The sequence below is a fragment of the Streptomyces sp. NBC_01232 genome (assembly GCF_035989885.1).
In the GTDB taxonomy this organism is placed as follows: domain Bacteria; phylum Actinomycetota; class Actinomycetes; order Streptomycetales; family Streptomycetaceae; genus Streptomyces.
In genome coordinates, this window is the sequence record NZ_CP108518.1 from 3,629,490 (window position 1) to 3,643,264 (window position 13,775).

At 71.5% G+C, this 13,775-nt stretch carries 14 protein-coding genes and 1 pseudogene; 8 read left to right on the top strand and 7 right to left on the bottom strand.

Annotated features, from left to right (window positions below):
• Window positions 1–51 precede the first annotated feature (51 nt).
• The gene (locus OG444_RS16705) at window positions 52–1,029 is read right to left on the bottom strand and encodes a sigma-70 family RNA polymerase sigma factor (RefSeq protein WP_327262931.1); all 978 of its coding nucleotides are present in this window, start codon (window positions 1,027–1,029) and stop codon (window positions 52–54) included.
• Window positions 1,030–1,234: 205 nt separating this feature from the next.
• Here OG444_RS16705 and OG444_RS16710 point away from each other — a divergent pair, with 205 nt between their 5' ends.
• Window positions 1,235–1,780, top strand: coding sequence for a GNAT family N-acetyltransferase (locus OG444_RS16710; RefSeq protein WP_327262932.1), 546 nt, complete (start codon window positions 1,235–1,237; stop codon window positions 1,778–1,780).
• Window positions 1,765–1,938, top strand: a complete 174-nt coding sequence (locus OG444_RS16715) for a hypothetical protein (RefSeq protein ID WP_327262933.1) — start codon at window positions 1,765–1,767, stop codon at window positions 1,936–1,938. Before OG444_RS16710 ends, OG444_RS16715 begins: the two co-directional genes overlap by 16 nt.
• Here the strand turns inward: OG444_RS16715 and OG444_RS16720 are convergent.
• From OG444_RS16720 to OG444_RS16730, 3 genes are all read right to left on the bottom strand, one after another.
• On the bottom strand, window positions 1,935–2,705 hold the full coding sequence (locus OG444_RS16720; protein WP_327262934.1) for a dioxygenase family protein: 771 nt from the start codon (window positions 2,703–2,705) through the stop codon (window positions 1,935–1,937). The two genes, OG444_RS16715 and OG444_RS16720, sit on opposite strands and share 4 nt — an antisense overlap.
• A 111-nt stretch (window positions 2,706–2,816) precedes the next feature.
• On the bottom strand, window positions 2,817–4,349 hold the full coding sequence (locus OG444_RS16725) for an MFS transporter (RefSeq protein WP_327262935.1): 1,533 nt from the start codon (window positions 4,347–4,349) through the stop codon (window positions 2,817–2,819).
• A gap of 62 nt (window positions 4,350–4,411) precedes the next feature.
• Window positions 4,412–5,233 (bottom strand): TetR/AcrR family transcriptional regulator, encoded by an 822-nt coding sequence (locus OG444_RS16730; protein ID WP_442810543.1) that lies wholly within the window; start codon window positions 5,231–5,233, stop codon window positions 4,412–4,414.
• A gap of 269 nt (window positions 5,234–5,502) precedes the next feature.
• On the opposite strand from OG444_RS16730, the gene OG444_RS16735 reads away from it, so the two are divergent.
• A complete protein-coding gene (locus OG444_RS16735; RefSeq protein WP_327262936.1) occupies window positions 5,503–6,780 on the top strand; it encodes a M6 family metalloprotease domain-containing protein in 1,278 nt (425 codons plus the stop codon).
• A gap of 119 nt (window positions 6,781–6,899) precedes the next feature.
• Here OG444_RS16735 and OG444_RS16740 read toward each other — a convergent pair whose 3' ends face one another.
• Both OG444_RS16740 and OG444_RS16745 read right to left on the bottom strand, forming a co-directional pair.
• Window positions 6,900–7,655 carry a thioesterase II family protein gene (locus OG444_RS16740; protein ID WP_327262937.1) on the bottom strand — a complete coding sequence of 252 codons (756 nt, stop codon included), beginning with the start codon at window positions 7,653–7,655 and terminating at the stop codon, window positions 6,900–6,902.
• 17 nt (window positions 7,656–7,672) lie between these two features.
• Window positions 7,673–8,611, bottom strand: coding sequence for a beta-ketoacyl-ACP synthase III (locus tag OG444_RS16745; RefSeq protein ID WP_327262938.1), 939 nt, complete (start codon window positions 8,609–8,611; stop codon window positions 7,673–7,675).
• A gap of 238 nt (window positions 8,612–8,849) precedes the next feature.
• Between OG444_RS16745 and OG444_RS16750 the strand changes: the two genes are divergently transcribed.
• Complete coding sequence (locus tag OG444_RS16750) at window positions 8,850–9,830, top strand: DsbA family oxidoreductase (RefSeq protein WP_327262939.1); 981 nt, start codon at window positions 8,850–8,852, stop codon at window positions 9,828–9,830.
• A gap of 86 nt (window positions 9,831–9,916) precedes the next feature.
• On the opposite strand, the pseudogene OG444_RS16755 reads toward OG444_RS16750, so the two are convergent.
• Window positions 9,917–11,088: pseudogene (locus OG444_RS16755) on the bottom strand (acetyl-CoA C-acetyltransferase).
• 107 nt (window positions 11,089–11,195) lie between these two features.
• Here OG444_RS16755 and OG444_RS16760 point away from each other — a divergent pair.
• From OG444_RS16760 to OG444_RS16775, 4 genes are all read left to right on the top strand, one after another.
• Complete coding sequence (locus OG444_RS16760; protein ID WP_327262940.1) at window positions 11,196–11,837, top strand: TetR/AcrR family transcriptional regulator; 642 nt, start codon at window positions 11,196–11,198, stop codon at window positions 11,835–11,837.
• Between the two features lie 255 nt (window positions 11,838–12,092).
• Window positions 12,093–12,224 carry a hypothetical protein gene (locus OG444_RS16765; protein WP_327262941.1) on the top strand — a complete coding sequence of 44 codons (132 nt, stop codon included), beginning with the start codon at window positions 12,093–12,095 and terminating at the stop codon, window positions 12,222–12,224.
• 407 nt (window positions 12,225–12,631) lie between these two features.
• Entirely contained in the window at window positions 12,632–12,838 is a 207-nt protein-coding gene (locus OG444_RS16770; protein ID WP_327262942.1) for a hypothetical protein, read from the top strand.
• Complete coding sequence (locus OG444_RS16775; protein ID WP_327262943.1) at window positions 12,838–13,362, top strand: hypothetical protein; 525 nt, start codon at window positions 12,838–12,840, stop codon at window positions 13,360–13,362. Before OG444_RS16770 ends, OG444_RS16775 begins: the two co-directional genes overlap by 1 nt.
• Window positions 13,363–13,775 lie beyond the last annotated feature (413 nt).

A 13,775-nucleotide genomic window follows, 5' to 3' on the forward strand; every position in this document is an offset into this window, starting at 1 on the left:
CCGGCGCCTGGGGGGGGATAGGCACCGGGGCTCGTATGGGGGCGGAGGCTCTCAGGCCACCGCGTCGAAGCCGGTGTCGCGCGCCATCTTCTTCAGCTCCAGCAGCGCGTGCTTCTCGATCTGGCGGATCCGCTCCCGGGTGAGGCCGTGCTGCTTGCCGACCTCCGTCAGGGTCCGCTCCCGGCCGTCGTCGATGCCGTACCGCATCTTGATGATCGACGCGGTGCGCTGGTCGAGCTTGCCCAGCAGGTCCTCCAGCTCCTCGCTGCGCAGCAGCGAGAGCACGGACTGCTCGGGCGAGATCGCAGAGGTGTCCTCCAGGAGGTCACCGAACTGGGTGTCGCCGTCGTCGTCGACCGCCATGTTCAGGCTGACCGGGTCGCGCGCCCAGTCCAGTACGTCTCCCACGCGCTTCTCCGTCGTGTCCAGCTCGGCGGCGATCTCGGCGTGCTCCGGATCGCGGCCGTTCTCCCGGTTGAACTCGCGCTGGACGCGGCGGATCCGGCCGAGCTCCTCGACCAGGTGAACGGGGAGGCGGATGGTGCGGGACTGGTCCGCGATGGACCGGGTGATCGCCTGGCGGATCCACCACGTGGCGTACGTGGAGAACTTGAAGCCCTTGGCGTAGTCGAACTTCTCGACCGCGCGGACCAGGCCCGCGTTGCCCTCCTGGATCAGGTCGAGGAGGGGCAGGCCGCTGCGCGGATAGCGCCGGGCGACGGCCACGACGAGGCGGAGATTGGACCGGATGAAGACTTCCTTGGCGTGCTCGCCCTCGACGGCCAGCACTTCCAGCTCTTCGCGGGCCGGGGTCTCCCCGTCCCGCTCTATCGCCCCGTCGAGGATCTGCTGGGCATAGACGCCCGCCTCGATGATCTGGGACAGCTCCACTTCCTTGGCGGCGTCGAGCAGCGGGGTGCGCGCGATCTCGTCCAGGTACATGCCGACCAGGTCGCGGTCTGCGATCTCCCCGCCCACAGCGCGGGCGCTGCTCGTGGACTGACGACGGGCGACGGCGCGGGTTGCCATGCGTGCTCCCTTGCGAAGTGTTCGGTCGCGGTGCGGCTGGTGGACGCCACGGGGGACGGCTGCCAACCGGTCCGGAACGTCACGGACACTCTCCCGAGTGCCCGCTTCCGAAGGAAACAACGACTGGAATCGGGACAGAATTCCCACGCTGCTCCCTCTTTTTCGAGATCTTGCAGTATCCTGCCCCGCCACGAGAGGGGAGCAAATGCTGCAAGATCTCGAAGAGGTGCAGGTCAGGCCCGGAACGGAGGCCGATCTGGCACCCCTCACGGACCTCTACAACCACTACGTCCGTGAGACCGCCGTCACGTTCGACACGGCCGTCTTCACTCCGGAACAGCGTCGCCCTTGGCTGCACTCCCACCCTGAAGACGGGCCCCACCGGCTTCTGGTTGCTTGGACAGGCGATCGAATGGCCGGATACGCCACGAGTAGCGCATTCCGCCCCAAACCGGCCTACGCCACCTCGGTGGAGGCGAGCGTCTACCTCGCCCCGCACGCGGTCGGCCGGGGCATCGGCACCCTCCTCTACGAGGCGCTCTTCGCGGCCCTGGCCGAGGAGCCCGTGCGCCGCGTGTTCGCCGGGATCGCCCTGCCGAACGAGGCCTCGGTGCGCCTGCACGAGCGCTTCGGCTTCCGCCGGATCGGAGAGTTCACGGAGGCGGGCTGGAAGTTCGACCGGTACTGGGACGTCCGCTGGTACGAGAAGCGGCTGGACCACCACCCGTCCGGGACGTGTTCATCGCTCTGAAGGACGCCGAAGAGCACGCGGCCGAGGACGGCCTCGGGATCGACGCCTCCGGCGTGGAACTGATCGCGGAAGTGGTGTCACCCGGCAAGGACGGCATCGACCGGGACCGCGACCGCAAACGGCGCGCGTACGCCGGGCGGGAGGGCCTGGCCGGCTAGCCGAACTGGAGGGAGCGCTTCGAGAGGCCCATCCAGAAGCCGTCCACCGGGGTGCGGGCCGAGGCCAGGTCGGATTCGGCCGCGCCGAGGGTGACGAACAGCGGGGCGAAGTGTTCCGTGCGGGGGTGGGCCAGGCGGCCCGCCGGGGACTTGTGCTCGAAGTCCAGCAGGGCGTCCACGTCGGACGCGGCCAGGGCCTCACGGCCCCACGCGTCGAACTCCGCCGACCAGCCCGGGCCACCCGGGCCCGTGTGGCGCAGCGCCGCCAGGTTGTGCGTGAAGAAGCCGCTGCCGACGATCAGTACGCCCTCGTCCCGCAGCGGGGCCAGCTTGCGGCCGATGTCCATCAGCCGGGCCGGGTCCAGGGTGGGCAGGGAGATCTGGAGGACCGGGATGTCGGCCTCCGGGTACATCTCCACCAGGGGGACGTACGCCCCGTGGTCCAGGCCGCGGTCCGGGACGTCCTGCACGGGGATGCCCGGGGCCCGCAGCAGCTTGCGGACCGAGGCGGCCAGGTCCGGGGCGCCGGGGGCGTCGTAGCGGACCCCGTAGTAGTGCTCGGGGAAGCCCCAGAAGTCGTACACGAGCGGGACGCGCTCCGTGGCGCCGAGGGCGAGCGGGGCCTCCTCCCAGTGGGCGGAGACCATCAGGATCGCCCGGGGGCGGGGCAGGTCCGCGGACCAGGCGGCGAGCTCGCCGGGCCAGATCGGGTCGTCGGCCAGCGGTGGTGCGCCGTGGCTCAGGTACAGGGCCGGTATGCGGGTCACGACGACGCTCCTCCGCCTAGTTGAAATGCGTACTGAAACAGACTAACCCCGTCTCGTTCAAATTTGAACGAGACGGGGTCATCAGTCATTCCCCGGGGCCCTCGGCCCGGATCAGTGGGCGATCACCGGAACCTTCAGCCCGGCGTCCTCGACGGAGCCGGAGGCCACCGGGCCGCCCGCACCCGGACGGCCGGTGTTGATCAGCGCCAGGGCGATGGCCGAGCTGGCGACCAGGATGCCGACCGCCCACCAGATGGCGGAGGCGTAGCCCTCGACCATGGCCTGCGCCTGGATCAGCTGCCCGGCCGGGCCGCCCGCCGCGGCCTCGACCGCGTGGTCGGTCAGGTAGGCGGTGGTCGCCGAGGCGGCGATGGTGTTCAGCAGCGCGGTGCCGATGGCGCCGCCGACCTGCTGCGAGGTGTTGACCATGGCGGAGGCGACACCGGCGTCGGCCGGGTTCACCCCGTGCGTGGCCAGGGACATCGCCGGCATGAACGCCGTGCCCATGCCGAGGCCGAGCAGCAGCTGCGCCGGCAGGATCAGCGCCGGGTAAGAGGACCCGACCTCCAGCTGGGTCAGCAGCAGCATGCCGAGGGCGGCGACCAGGAAGCCCGGACCCATGAGCAGGCGCGGCGGAACCCGGGTCATCAGACGGGCGCCGATCTGGGTGGAGCCCGTGATCATGCCCGCGATCATCGGCAGGAAGGCGAAGCCGGTCTTGACGGGCGAGAAGCCCTTCACGATCTGCAGGTAGTAGGTGAGGAAGAGGAACAGGCCGAACATCGAGATGACGGCGAGGCCGAGCGAGAGGTAGACACCGCCGCGGTTGCGCTCCAGCAGGACGCGCAGCGGCAGCAGCGGGGACTTCACCCGGGACTCGACGAGGACGAAGGAGGCCAGCAGCAGCGCCGAGGCGACGAACATGGTGACCGTCAGGGCGTCCGACCAGCCGGCCGACTCGGCGCGGGTGAAGCCGTACACGAGGGCGACGAGACCGGTGGTGGACAGGATCACGCCCGGGATGTCGAGCGGCGCGCGGTTGCGGGACCCGGCGTGCTCGCGGATGACCATCCAGGCGCCCACGGCCGCGACGATCGCGAAGGGGATGTTGACGAAGAAGGTCCAGCGCCAGTTGAGGTACTCGGTCAGGAACCCGCCGAGGATCAGGCCGACGGCGCCGCCGCCGCCCGCGATCGCGCCGTAGATGCCGAAGGCCTTGGCGCGCTCCTTGGCGTCGGTGAACATGACCGCGAGCAGCGACAGGGCCGCCGGGGCGAGCAGTGCGCCGAACGCACCCTGGAGGGCGCGGGCGCCGAGCATCATGGCCTCGCCGTTCGCGGCACCGCCGAGCGCGGAGGCCAGGGCGAAGCCGATGAGGCCGACGACGAAGGCGTTCTTACGGCCCCACTTGTCGGCGATGCGGCCGCCGAAGAGGAGCAGTCCGCCGAAGGCCAGCGCGTACGCGGTGATGACCCACTGGCGGTTTCCGTCCGAGATGCCGAGATCGGTCTGGGCGGAGGGGAGGGCGATGTTCACGATGGTCGCGTCGAGGACGACCATCAGCTGGGCCAGGGCTATGAAGACGAGTGCCTTCCAGCGGCTGGGGTCGGCAGCCGGCGCGAGGCTCGCGGCTGTTTTTGGCATGGGGGTACCCACTTCACTGTGCGGAATGACTGAAAGAGGCTAGTTGTAAAGCTTTGTGCGGGTCACATGGTTTTCTGCCGCAGGTCGTCCAGGGTGGCCGCCGAACCCGGGAGCTCGGAGCGGGCCGGGGCCCTCAATCCGTCGAGGAAGAGCTGGAGATGACGGTGGGCGAAGCGGTCGGTGTCGAGGCACGCGGTGCCGGGGAGGGGGCGGCTGAGCTGGGACAGGGCGACCATCAGATCGCCGACGCCGATGTCCGCGCGGACCAGTCCGGCGTCCTGGCCGGTGGCCAGCAGGGTCACGACGGCCGCCTCCAAGGCGGTACCCGCCGCGAGCAGTTCGGGGTGCTCGCCGTCGAAGCCGTCGGAGAGCATCGGGCACAGGGCGCCGATCCGCTCGTCCGCGGCCTCGTGCGTGAACCGGCACAGGGCGGCGAAGGCGTCGGGTTCCTCGGCGAGGGAGGCCTCGGCCGAGGCCGTCACGCGGGCCATCGTGAACAGCACGACGTGGTGGACGAGGGTGGGGCGGTCGGGGAAGTGCCGGTAGAGCGTGGCATTGCCGATGCCGGCCCGGCGGGCGACCTCGTCGAAGGGGGCCGCGGAGCCGAACTCGACGAAGGCCTCGCGGGCCGCCGTCAGGATCCGCTCCCGGTTGCGTACGGCGTCGGCGCGCGGGCGCGGGACGTCGGCCGCGGGCAGTCGGGCCTGCGTCGGCGCCGGTGATGCCTGCACGGGCGCCCGGGCCGGCGCCTGGACCCGCGGCTGTGCCTGGACCTGCGGCTGCGCCTGGACCTGCGGCTGCGCCTGAGCCCTGGCCCGTGCCGGGTCCGCGTCCGGCTCGACTGCGGGGCGGGCCGCCGTGGCGGTGCTGGTGGGGCGCTTCATTCCGGGGCCTCCCTGGCGCGGACTCGCGGGCTCGTGGTGCGGACGGCGCGACCGCCCCGCCCAAACGGGGAGCCGCTCCCCGCTTAGCGGGACTCACATGCAAACGGGGATCCGGTCCCCGGTTATTTCACTCGCCCGTGTGACCTGAGCCACAAGCCGGTCCACGTTCGGCCTCTCTCGACGCGCGGGCGCGGCGCGCCCGGCGGAGTGTGATCGGACAGAGCGCAGACCGGGTAGGGCCGGCTGCCGCGGACCCGAAGGCGATCTCCATGCCGCAGACCCGCCACCGGATACGCACACCACGCCGCACCAGCGCGTACATCGGCCTGACCGCGCTGGCCCTCGGCGTCACGACGACCGCGAGCACGGGCATATCCGGGCGCGGCAACCCGGCGGCCGGAGCGGTGGCCACGACCGTCGAATCGGCTCTCGCGCCCTGCCGGATCGCGGGCACCATGGGGGTGCAGATGTCCGAGGGCATGCCGACGCCGCCCGGGTACTCCCGCTCGACCGGCGAGATCCGGGCCCTGAACCTGATGATCGATTTCCCCGACGCCAAGGGCGAGGGCACGGCCGCCGACCGGATGGCCGAGTTCTTCCCCCAGACGGCCGACTGGTTCCGCACCAGCTCCTACGGCCGGCTGGCCTACCGGGCCGAGGCACCGATAAGCGGCTGGCTGCGGATGCCGATGCCCTTCGCGGCGTACGGGATCGAGCGCGGGTCCGCGTACGAGCCGGGCTACCGGCAGCTCGTCGAGCACATAGCGAAGGCCGCCGACCCCGAGGTGGACTTCAGCCGGTACGACCTGATCAACATCCTGGTCACGCCGAACGCCGGGCCGTCCGCCCTGGACACCGTCCTGTCGGTGACCTTCTCGGGCAACGGCGAGGCGCCGGTCGCCGACGGGGTGCCGCTGGCCAACACGTCCTTCGTCTACAGCCGTCAGGACGACGGCTCCGGCACCTACCGGGAGACCGGCTACCGGGTCCTCCCCCACGAGAACGGGCACGTCTTCGGACTGCCCGACCTCTACACCTCCGACGGCGGGAGCACGGTCGGGCACTGGGACATCATGAGCGAGGACTGGGGTGCCAACAACGACCTCATGGGCTGGCACAAGTGGAAGCTGGGCTGGCTGGACAGCACGCAGATCAGCTGCGCGTCCAAGCCGGGGACCAGCGACCACACCCTGGCCCCGCTGGGGATACGGGGCGGCACCAAGCTGGCCTTCGTACCGCTGTCGGAGAGCGTCGGGTACGCGGTGGAGGTACGGACCCGGGCCGGGAACGACGAGGCCGTCTGCAAGCCCGGCGTCCTCATCTACAAGGTGGACTCCGACGTGGACACCGGGCACGGCCCGATATCCGTGTCGGACAGCGCGACCGCGAGCGGCGGCTGCACCCGGCGGCCCAACGTGCACGCGGAGCTCTCGGACGCGCCGTTCCGGCCGGGCGAGACGTTCACCGACGAGAAGGCGGGCATCAGCGTGTCCGTGGTGGGTGAACTGCGCAACGGCAGTTACCAGGTCCGCATCATCCGGCCGTGAGGGCGGGCCGGGTGGGGACGGGCTCCGGGCCGGAGTCACGCGCGGCGTGGCTCCGGCCCTTTCGTGTGCGCGCCTGCGCCGCCGGGCGCGCGCCGGCCCCCCGGGCGCCCCGCGTCCGGTCAGCTCTCCGCGAGCGCCCGGCGCAGGACGTCCACGACCGTGGGGCGGTGCTCGTCGGCCAGCAGGAAGAAGTGGTCGCCGTCGAAACGGCGCACCGAGCAGCTGCCCGACGTATGAGCGGCCCAGCCGTCGAGCGGCTCGTGCGGGACCAGCGGATCGGCCGTGCCGCCCAGCGCGTGCAGGGGCACGTCGAGCCGTACGTCCTCGAACCCCACGGCGGCCTCCCGGCCGAGCTCGATGTCGGCCCGCAGGACGCGCGTCACGTGGGCCAGCATGTCCGGATCGTGCAGCACCCACTCCGGCGTGCCCCCGCCGTCGCGCAGCAGCTGGACGGCGTCCTCCTCGGTGGTGGTCCCATGGGCCCGGCGCGGGGTCCGGCCGGGTACCTGCCCGCTGACGACGGCCGCCCGGCAGTGCGGGCCGAGCAGGCGCGCGGCCCGCACGGCGAGGAGCGCGCCGAGGCTGTGCCCGAAGACCACCGTGGGCAGCGGGGCACGGCCGAGCACCTCGTCGGAGACGGAGTCCAGGACCTGGCCGAGCCGGCAGCCGGGCGGCTCGCCGAAGCGGCGCTCCCGCCCCGGCAGGGACAGCCCGAGCACCTCCACGTGCTCGGGCAGCGACCCGACCACGGGGAACAGGGTGTTGGGGCCGGCCCCGGAATGCGGGAAGACCAGCAGCCGCGCCCGGGGCGCGACCGCCGGCTCCCGCAACCGGAGCTGCGGCCACCACGGCACGGCGGAGGATGTCGTCGTCATCGGTCCCTGGCCCCCGGTCACGGGCAGTTGATGATCTGGCCGGCGTAGGACAGGCCCCCGCCGAACGCGAAGAGCAGGACGGGCGAGCCCTTGCGGATCTCACCCCGCTCGATGAGCTTGGACAGCGCGAGCGGAATGCTCGCCGCCGAGGTGTTGCCCGAGTCGACGACGTCCTTGGCTATGACGGCGTTGACCGCACCGATCTTGCGCGCGAGGGGCTCGATGATCCGCAGGTTGGCCTGGTGCAGGACGACGCCGCCCAGTTCCTCGGGCTTCACCCCGGCCCGCTCGCAGACCTCGAGCGCCACTTTCGGCAGGGCCGTGGTGGCCCAGCGGTAGACCGACTGCCCCTCCTGGGCGAAGGTGTGGGACGGCGCCTCGATCCGCACGGCCCCGCCCATCCCGGGAACGGACCCCCACACGACGGGGCTGATCTCCGGCTCCTCGGAGGCGGCCACGACGGCCGCGCCCGCACCGTCGCCGATGAGCACGCAGGTGGTGCGGTCGGTCCAGTCGGCGAAGTCGGTGAGCTTCTCCACGCCGATGACCAGGGCCTTCGTGGCGGAACCCGTCCTGATGCTCTGGTCGGCCAGTGCCATGGCGTGCGGGAATCCGGAGCAGGCGGTGTTCACGTCGATGGCGGCGGGAGCCTGCGCCCCGACCGCGGCGGCGACCCGGGCCGCCATGTTGGGCGAGCGGTCCTGGGCCGTGCAGGTGGCCACGATGACGAAATCGATGTCCGCCCCGGTGAGCCCGGCGTTGGCCAGAGCGTGCTCGGCGGCCTTCGTGGCCATGTCCGAAACGGACTCGTCCTCGGCCGCCACCCGACGCGTCTTGATCCCGACCCGGCTCTGAATCCACTCGTCGCTGGTCTCGACCATCTGCTCCAGATCGGCGTTGGTCATGACCCTTGACGGCTGATAGTGCCCGAAGGAAAGGACACGCGACCCGACCATCAGTGTTCTCCTCGCTCCATGGACCCCTGTTCGGATCCGGACTGACCCTTGGTCAGCCTATGCAGGGGGCCGCCCGCGCCCGGGCGGCTTTCACAAGTACGCGGCCCCGCCGGGCCCGCCACGCATCAGCCCTCGGCCCACTGGAGACCGTCGCGGAGCGGTGACGGCACCGGGTCCGGGTCCGGACCACTGCGCGACGAGTGTTGCTTAGACAACATCTGTTCATTAACCTCCAGGCATGCGAATCGAGATCTGGGCAGACGTGGTCTGCGCCTGGGCCTACATCGGCAAGCGGCGGCTGGAGACGGCCCTGGCGGACTGGGACGGCGAGCCGGTGGAGGTGGTCTGGCGGCCGTTCCGGATCGACCCCATGGCTCCGGCCGAGTCCCTCCCCATGGCCGAGGTCCTCAAGGACCCGGTGGTGGACTCGGCCCTCCAGCAGTGCGCACCCGGAATGTCGCCCACCGAGAACCGGGTGCGCGTCTCGGAGATCGCGGCCGCCGAAGGGCTGGGGCCGCGCTGGGGCGCCGCCTGGCGCGCCAACCCCCATGACGCCCACCGGCTGATCGCCCTCGCCAACGAGAAGGGAGGCTCCGCTCTCCAGGACGCGGTGGTGGAGGAGGTTCTGCGGGCCCACTTCGTCGACGGCCGTGACCTTGCCCTGACGGAGACCCTCGCCGACATCTCCGCACGGGCCGGCTTCCCCGAGGGGCCGGCGCTGCTGGCCTCCGGGGGCGGCGAGACCCCGGTGCGCGAACTGCTGCTGCGCGGAAAGGCGATCGGGGTGAAGACCTCCCCAACCCTGGTCGTGAACGGCGAGGCCCTGGCCGGCGCCCACGCCCCCGAGGTCATCACCGGTCTGCTGCAGGGCGCGTCGGGCGCATCCGTACGTGAACTCCCCGAGGAGGTCGAGCGCTTCCGCCACTGCGAGGCCCTCCTCGACCTCGGTGACCCCCTCGGGTGCCTCACCCTGCTGGGGCCCCTGGCGCAGGCGCACGAGAACGACCGGAACGTCCGCCTGCTGGCCGCCCGCGCCTACTTCCACTCGGCCCAGCTGGGCCGCGCCCGCACCGCCCTGGAGTCCCTGGCCGCCGAGACTCCGGACGACTCGTATGTCCGGCTGATGCTGGGACGCGTACTGGAGCGGCAGGGCCTGGGCGCCGAGGCCGCCCCGCACCTGCGCATGGCAGCGGCCATGACCCCCACGTACGAGCCCTGAGCGGACCGGACTCCGCACACAGCAACGACGGGCGCGAGGTCCGGGCCGGGTGACCCGGCCCGGACCTCGCGCCCGTCGTTGCCGCCTCAGAGGCGCTCGATAATGGTGACGTTGGCCTGACCGCCCCCCTCGCACATCGTCTGCAGTCCATAACGGCCGCCGGTGCGCTCCAGGTGGTGGAGCATCGTCGTCATCAGGCGGGCCCCGGTCGCACCGAGGGGATGGCCGAGGGCGATGGCTCCGCCGACCGGATTGACCCGCTCCGGGTCGATGGCGATCTCCCGCTGCCACGCGAGGACGACGGGGGCGAACGCCTCGTTGATCTCCACCGCGTCGATGTCGCCCTCGGTCAGGCCGGCGTCCTTCAGCGCCTTGCGGGTCCCCGGGATGGGGGCGCTGAGCATCATGATCGGGTCGTCGCCCACCACGGTCATCCGGTGTATGCGGGCGCGGGGGGTGAGGCCGTGCTCACGTACGGCCTGCTCCGAGGCGATCAGCAGGGCGGCTGCGCCGTCGGATATCTGTGAGGAGGTCGCGGCCGTCAGCCGGCCGCCGGGAGCCAGCGCCTTCAGCCCGGCCATGGAGGCGAGGGTGGTGTCGCGGCGCGGCCCCTCGTCGACGGCAAGGGCGGTCTCGCCGTCGTCGTACGGTGCGATCTCGCGCTCGAACCATCCGGAGTCGACCGCGCGCGCGGCCCGCTGGTGGCTGCGCAGCGCGAACCCCTCCATCTCCTCCCGGGTGATGTCCCAGTGACGGGCCATCATCTCGGCCGCGTGGAACTGGCTCACCGTCCGGTCGCCGTACCGCTTGCGCCAGCCGCGGGAGCCCGAGTAGGGATCGGCGTGGCCGAACTGGGGGCCCACGAGGGCGGCGGCGGTCAGGGGGATCTGCGACATGTTCTGCACCCCGCCCGCCACCACGAGGCCGGAGAGACCGCTCATCACGGCCTGCGCGGCGAAGTGCACGGCCTGCTGCGAGGAGCCGCACTGGCGGTCGATGGTCACACCGGGGACGGACTCGGGCAGGCCGGCCGCCAGCCAACTCGTGCGCGCTATGTCGCCCGACTGCGAACCCAGTGGTCCAGGCAGCCGAAGACCACGTCGTCGACGGCGGCGGGATCGATGCCGGTCCGGTCCATCAGGGCGCCCAGCACGTGGGCCCCCAGGTCGGCGGAGTGGACGCCGGCCAGCGAACCGTTCCGGCGGCCGACCGGCGTACGCACCGCTTCGACGATGTACGCCTCGGATGTCGTGCTCATCGTTTCCTCGTTCCTAGTCACTGGGCACCTTGCGGGCCGACTGTACGACATGTGTCGCTTAACTGACAGGTGTTGCTTTACTCGCCCCGGCGATGGAAACTGGCCCCATGCCGAACATCTCGAACACCAGAGGCGCCTCGCGCGACCCTCGCGCCAGACGGACCAGGGCCCTCCTGCGGGCGGCCGTCCTGGAACTCTCGATGGAGAAGGACCTGGACGGCATCACCATGAGTGACATCGCGGAGCGGGCGGAGGTGAACCGGGCAACGGTCTACCTGCACTACAAGGACCGCGAGGACCTGCTGCTCGACGCCACGGAGAGCACCATGGAGGGCATCGTCGACGCGGCGAGCGCCTGCCGCCTGCTGGCCGACGCGCACACCCTGTCCGAGGAGACCCCGGTCCACCTCGTCAAGCTGTTCGCCCACGTCGACCGGCACCGGGCCGTCTACCGCCAGATGCTCGGCGAGGACGGCAGCTCCCGCTTTGCCGGCCGCCTCGAACGGCTCCTCGCCCAGGCGTGGTTCGAGCAGCTGCTCACCGAGGCGGCGCCGGGCAGCTTCGACGAGACGGCCACCCTGGTGCACGCCCACTTCCTCAGCGGCGCGGTCCTCTCGGTCATCGGCCGCTGGACCCGCGGCGAACTCGACACGACGGCACACGACACCACCGCGAAGACGGGGACGACCGGCATGAGCGCAGAGCGCATCGCCGAACTGACCTGGACCCTCATCCACGGCAAGGTCTGACCATGGGCGAGATACAGGTCCATGTGAGCCAGGCGGGGGCCAACCCCCTCGCCCGGTCCTCCGTACTGGTCGTCCTGGAGAGCGAACTGCTCCGCTGCGGGGTGTTCAACCTGCTCCAGAACATCCCCTCGGTCGGCCCGGTCTGGTCGTGCAGCGGCCCGGTCGCCGCGCGCGGGCTCCTGTCCGAGCACCGACCCGACATCGTCGTCTGCCACGGCAGCGGCGGGTCAACTGCGCCCGGGCTGCACCCCCGAGGTGGTCGCACGGGTGGTCGTGGCCGCCTTCTTCGGCGTCCAGCACATCTCGGACGCCCTGCACCACCGCACCGACATCGTGGAACGCTGGCAGGAGGTCAAGGACACCCTCTTCCCGGCCATCCGCGCCTGACCGCCCCGCCACCGACGCGAAGCCCGTCACCCGGCTCGGCCACACCCCTCCCTACCGTGCGTGCCCGTCCGGCGGGCGGCCGCGGGCGGCTGAGCTGCTTCCATGCGCCACTGAACGTGGCCGGGCCGGCTGGCTCGGCTCGGCTCGGCTCGGGGTGATACGCCTTGCCCGAGCCGCTTGCGTACCGCGGTCTGTCGCGGGCGAGCCGGTGCCGGAAGTTCGACTTCGCGCCTGGCGCTGAAGGCCGATCTGCTGCGCGATCCGCCTACGAGCCGACCTTCAGGTCTGCGTCTCCCCACAGCGGGCCGGCCTCGACACACGCCGGACCTGCGGGCGTCCATGTGCACGTGAGCCCGCCCGATCCGAGCAAGCCCGCACGGACCGCCCGCCTCGGGCAGGATCACGCTGTGAGAAACGCACCGATCGGGCCGACTACCGTCACCGATGCCGACATGGCCCGCATGCACACGACAGGACTGGCCAGGGAGTTCGACATGCGCGGAAGCAGCTCGGTACAGCAGCACAACCTCTCGGCAGGAGGTTCCTGGCTGGCGCCCGAGGACACCGGGCGGGACGGCACCCGCACGGACATCGGCCGCAACGAGGCGGCCTGATGATCCCCGCGCACCCTCCGGGGCGCTCCCCGGTGCTCGCCGTGGCGGCGATAGTGCTCGCTGCGCTCGCCGCCGGCTGCTCCGGCGGTGGCGGCGGGGAGGGCGGCCGCGCGGCAGCCCCGGGCCCGTCCGACTGGGTCGAGGGGGCCACCACCGAGTCTGTCGCCCGGACCCTGCACGTGGAGATCCCCTCGACGGCGACCGGTGCCGTCGCGGCGCACCGCAGGGGATTCCAGGACGACGGGCTGATCCTGTCCTTCGTCCTGCCTGCGGAAGCCGTGGACTCCTTCCTCACCCAGCTGAAGCCGGAGCAGCCCCTCAGACTGCGCGAGCAGCCCTTCGCCGCGGAGGCAACACCGGCCACGCCGTTCGCACGCCTGGGGCTGCCGGAACCGGATTCGCTTCCCAAGGTCAGGGAGGGGCAGGTGTGCGCTCCCTGCAAGGGCGACCTGAACTGGCTCAAGGTCGCGGTGGCGCAGATCGACGAACGGAGCAGCCGCGTCTACCTGAGAGGGGTCGACTGACGCCCGTACGAAGCCACCGTGCACGTCAACCGGTCGGGCCCCGGCAGGGGGAAGGCCGGTCCAGTCGGCCTTCGTCGCCAGGACGCCGGCCCATCAGAACCCCCAGGCCCCGCGCCTGCGGCAATCCATGCGACCACTCCCAGCACAATCCAAGGCAGCTCGTCACGCAAGCGATGTCTGGCACTCCTCGCACCGCCTGATCGCCTGCCGTGTGACGTTTCCCCCGGTCGCGGTGGCCGGATAGCTACTGCTCAACCGGTGCCACAGCCCGGCCGGAGGTGTGAGGATCCATCCCCAGCGCGGGGCGGTCACCAGTTCCTCGGTCAGATGGGTACAGGCTCCAGGAATGTGCGCGTACTGCGTCGGTGAGATCAGAATCGTGTCCGCAGGGAAGCGTCGCCACTCCTGCCGGG

Coding starts and splice junctions, on each gene's coding strand:
- OG444_RS16710 (WP_327262932.1), top strand. CDS start 1,235: ATGCTGCAAGATCTCGAAGAGGTGCAGGTCAGGCCCGGAACGGAGGCC.
- OG444_RS16735 (WP_327262936.1), top strand. CDS start 5,503: ATGCCGCAGACCCGCCACCGGATACGCACACCACGCCGCACCAGCGCG.
- OG444_RS16760 (WP_327262940.1), top strand. CDS start 11,196: ATGCCGAACATCTCGAACACCAGAGGCGCCTCGCGCGACCCTCGCGCC.
- OG444_RS16775 (WP_327262943.1), top strand. CDS start 12,838: ATGATCCCCGCGCACCCTCCGGGGCGCTCCCCGGTGCTCGCCGTGGCG.
- OG444_RS16725 (WP_327262935.1), bottom strand. CDS start 4,349: ATGCCAAAAACAGCCGCGAGCCTCGCGCCGGCTGCCGACCCCAGCCGC.
- OG444_RS16730 (WP_442810543.1), bottom strand. CDS start 5,233: ATGAAGCGCCCCACCAGCACCGCCACGGCGGCCCGCCCCGCAGTCGAG.
- OG444_RS16705 (WP_327262931.1), bottom strand. CDS start 1,029: ATGGCAACCCGCGCCGTCGCCCGTCGTCAGTCCACGAGCAGCGCCCGC.
- OG444_RS16740 (WP_327262937.1), bottom strand. CDS start 7,655: ATGACGACGACATCCTCCGCCGTGCCGTGGTGGCCGCAGCTCCGGTTG.
- OG444_RS16745 (WP_327262938.1), bottom strand. CDS start 8,611: ATGGTCGGGTCGCGTGTCCTTTCCTTCGGGCACTATCAGCCGTCAAGG.
- OG444_RS16750 (WP_327262939.1), top strand. CDS start 8,850: ATGCGAATCGAGATCTGGGCAGACGTGGTCTGCGCCTGGGCCTACATC.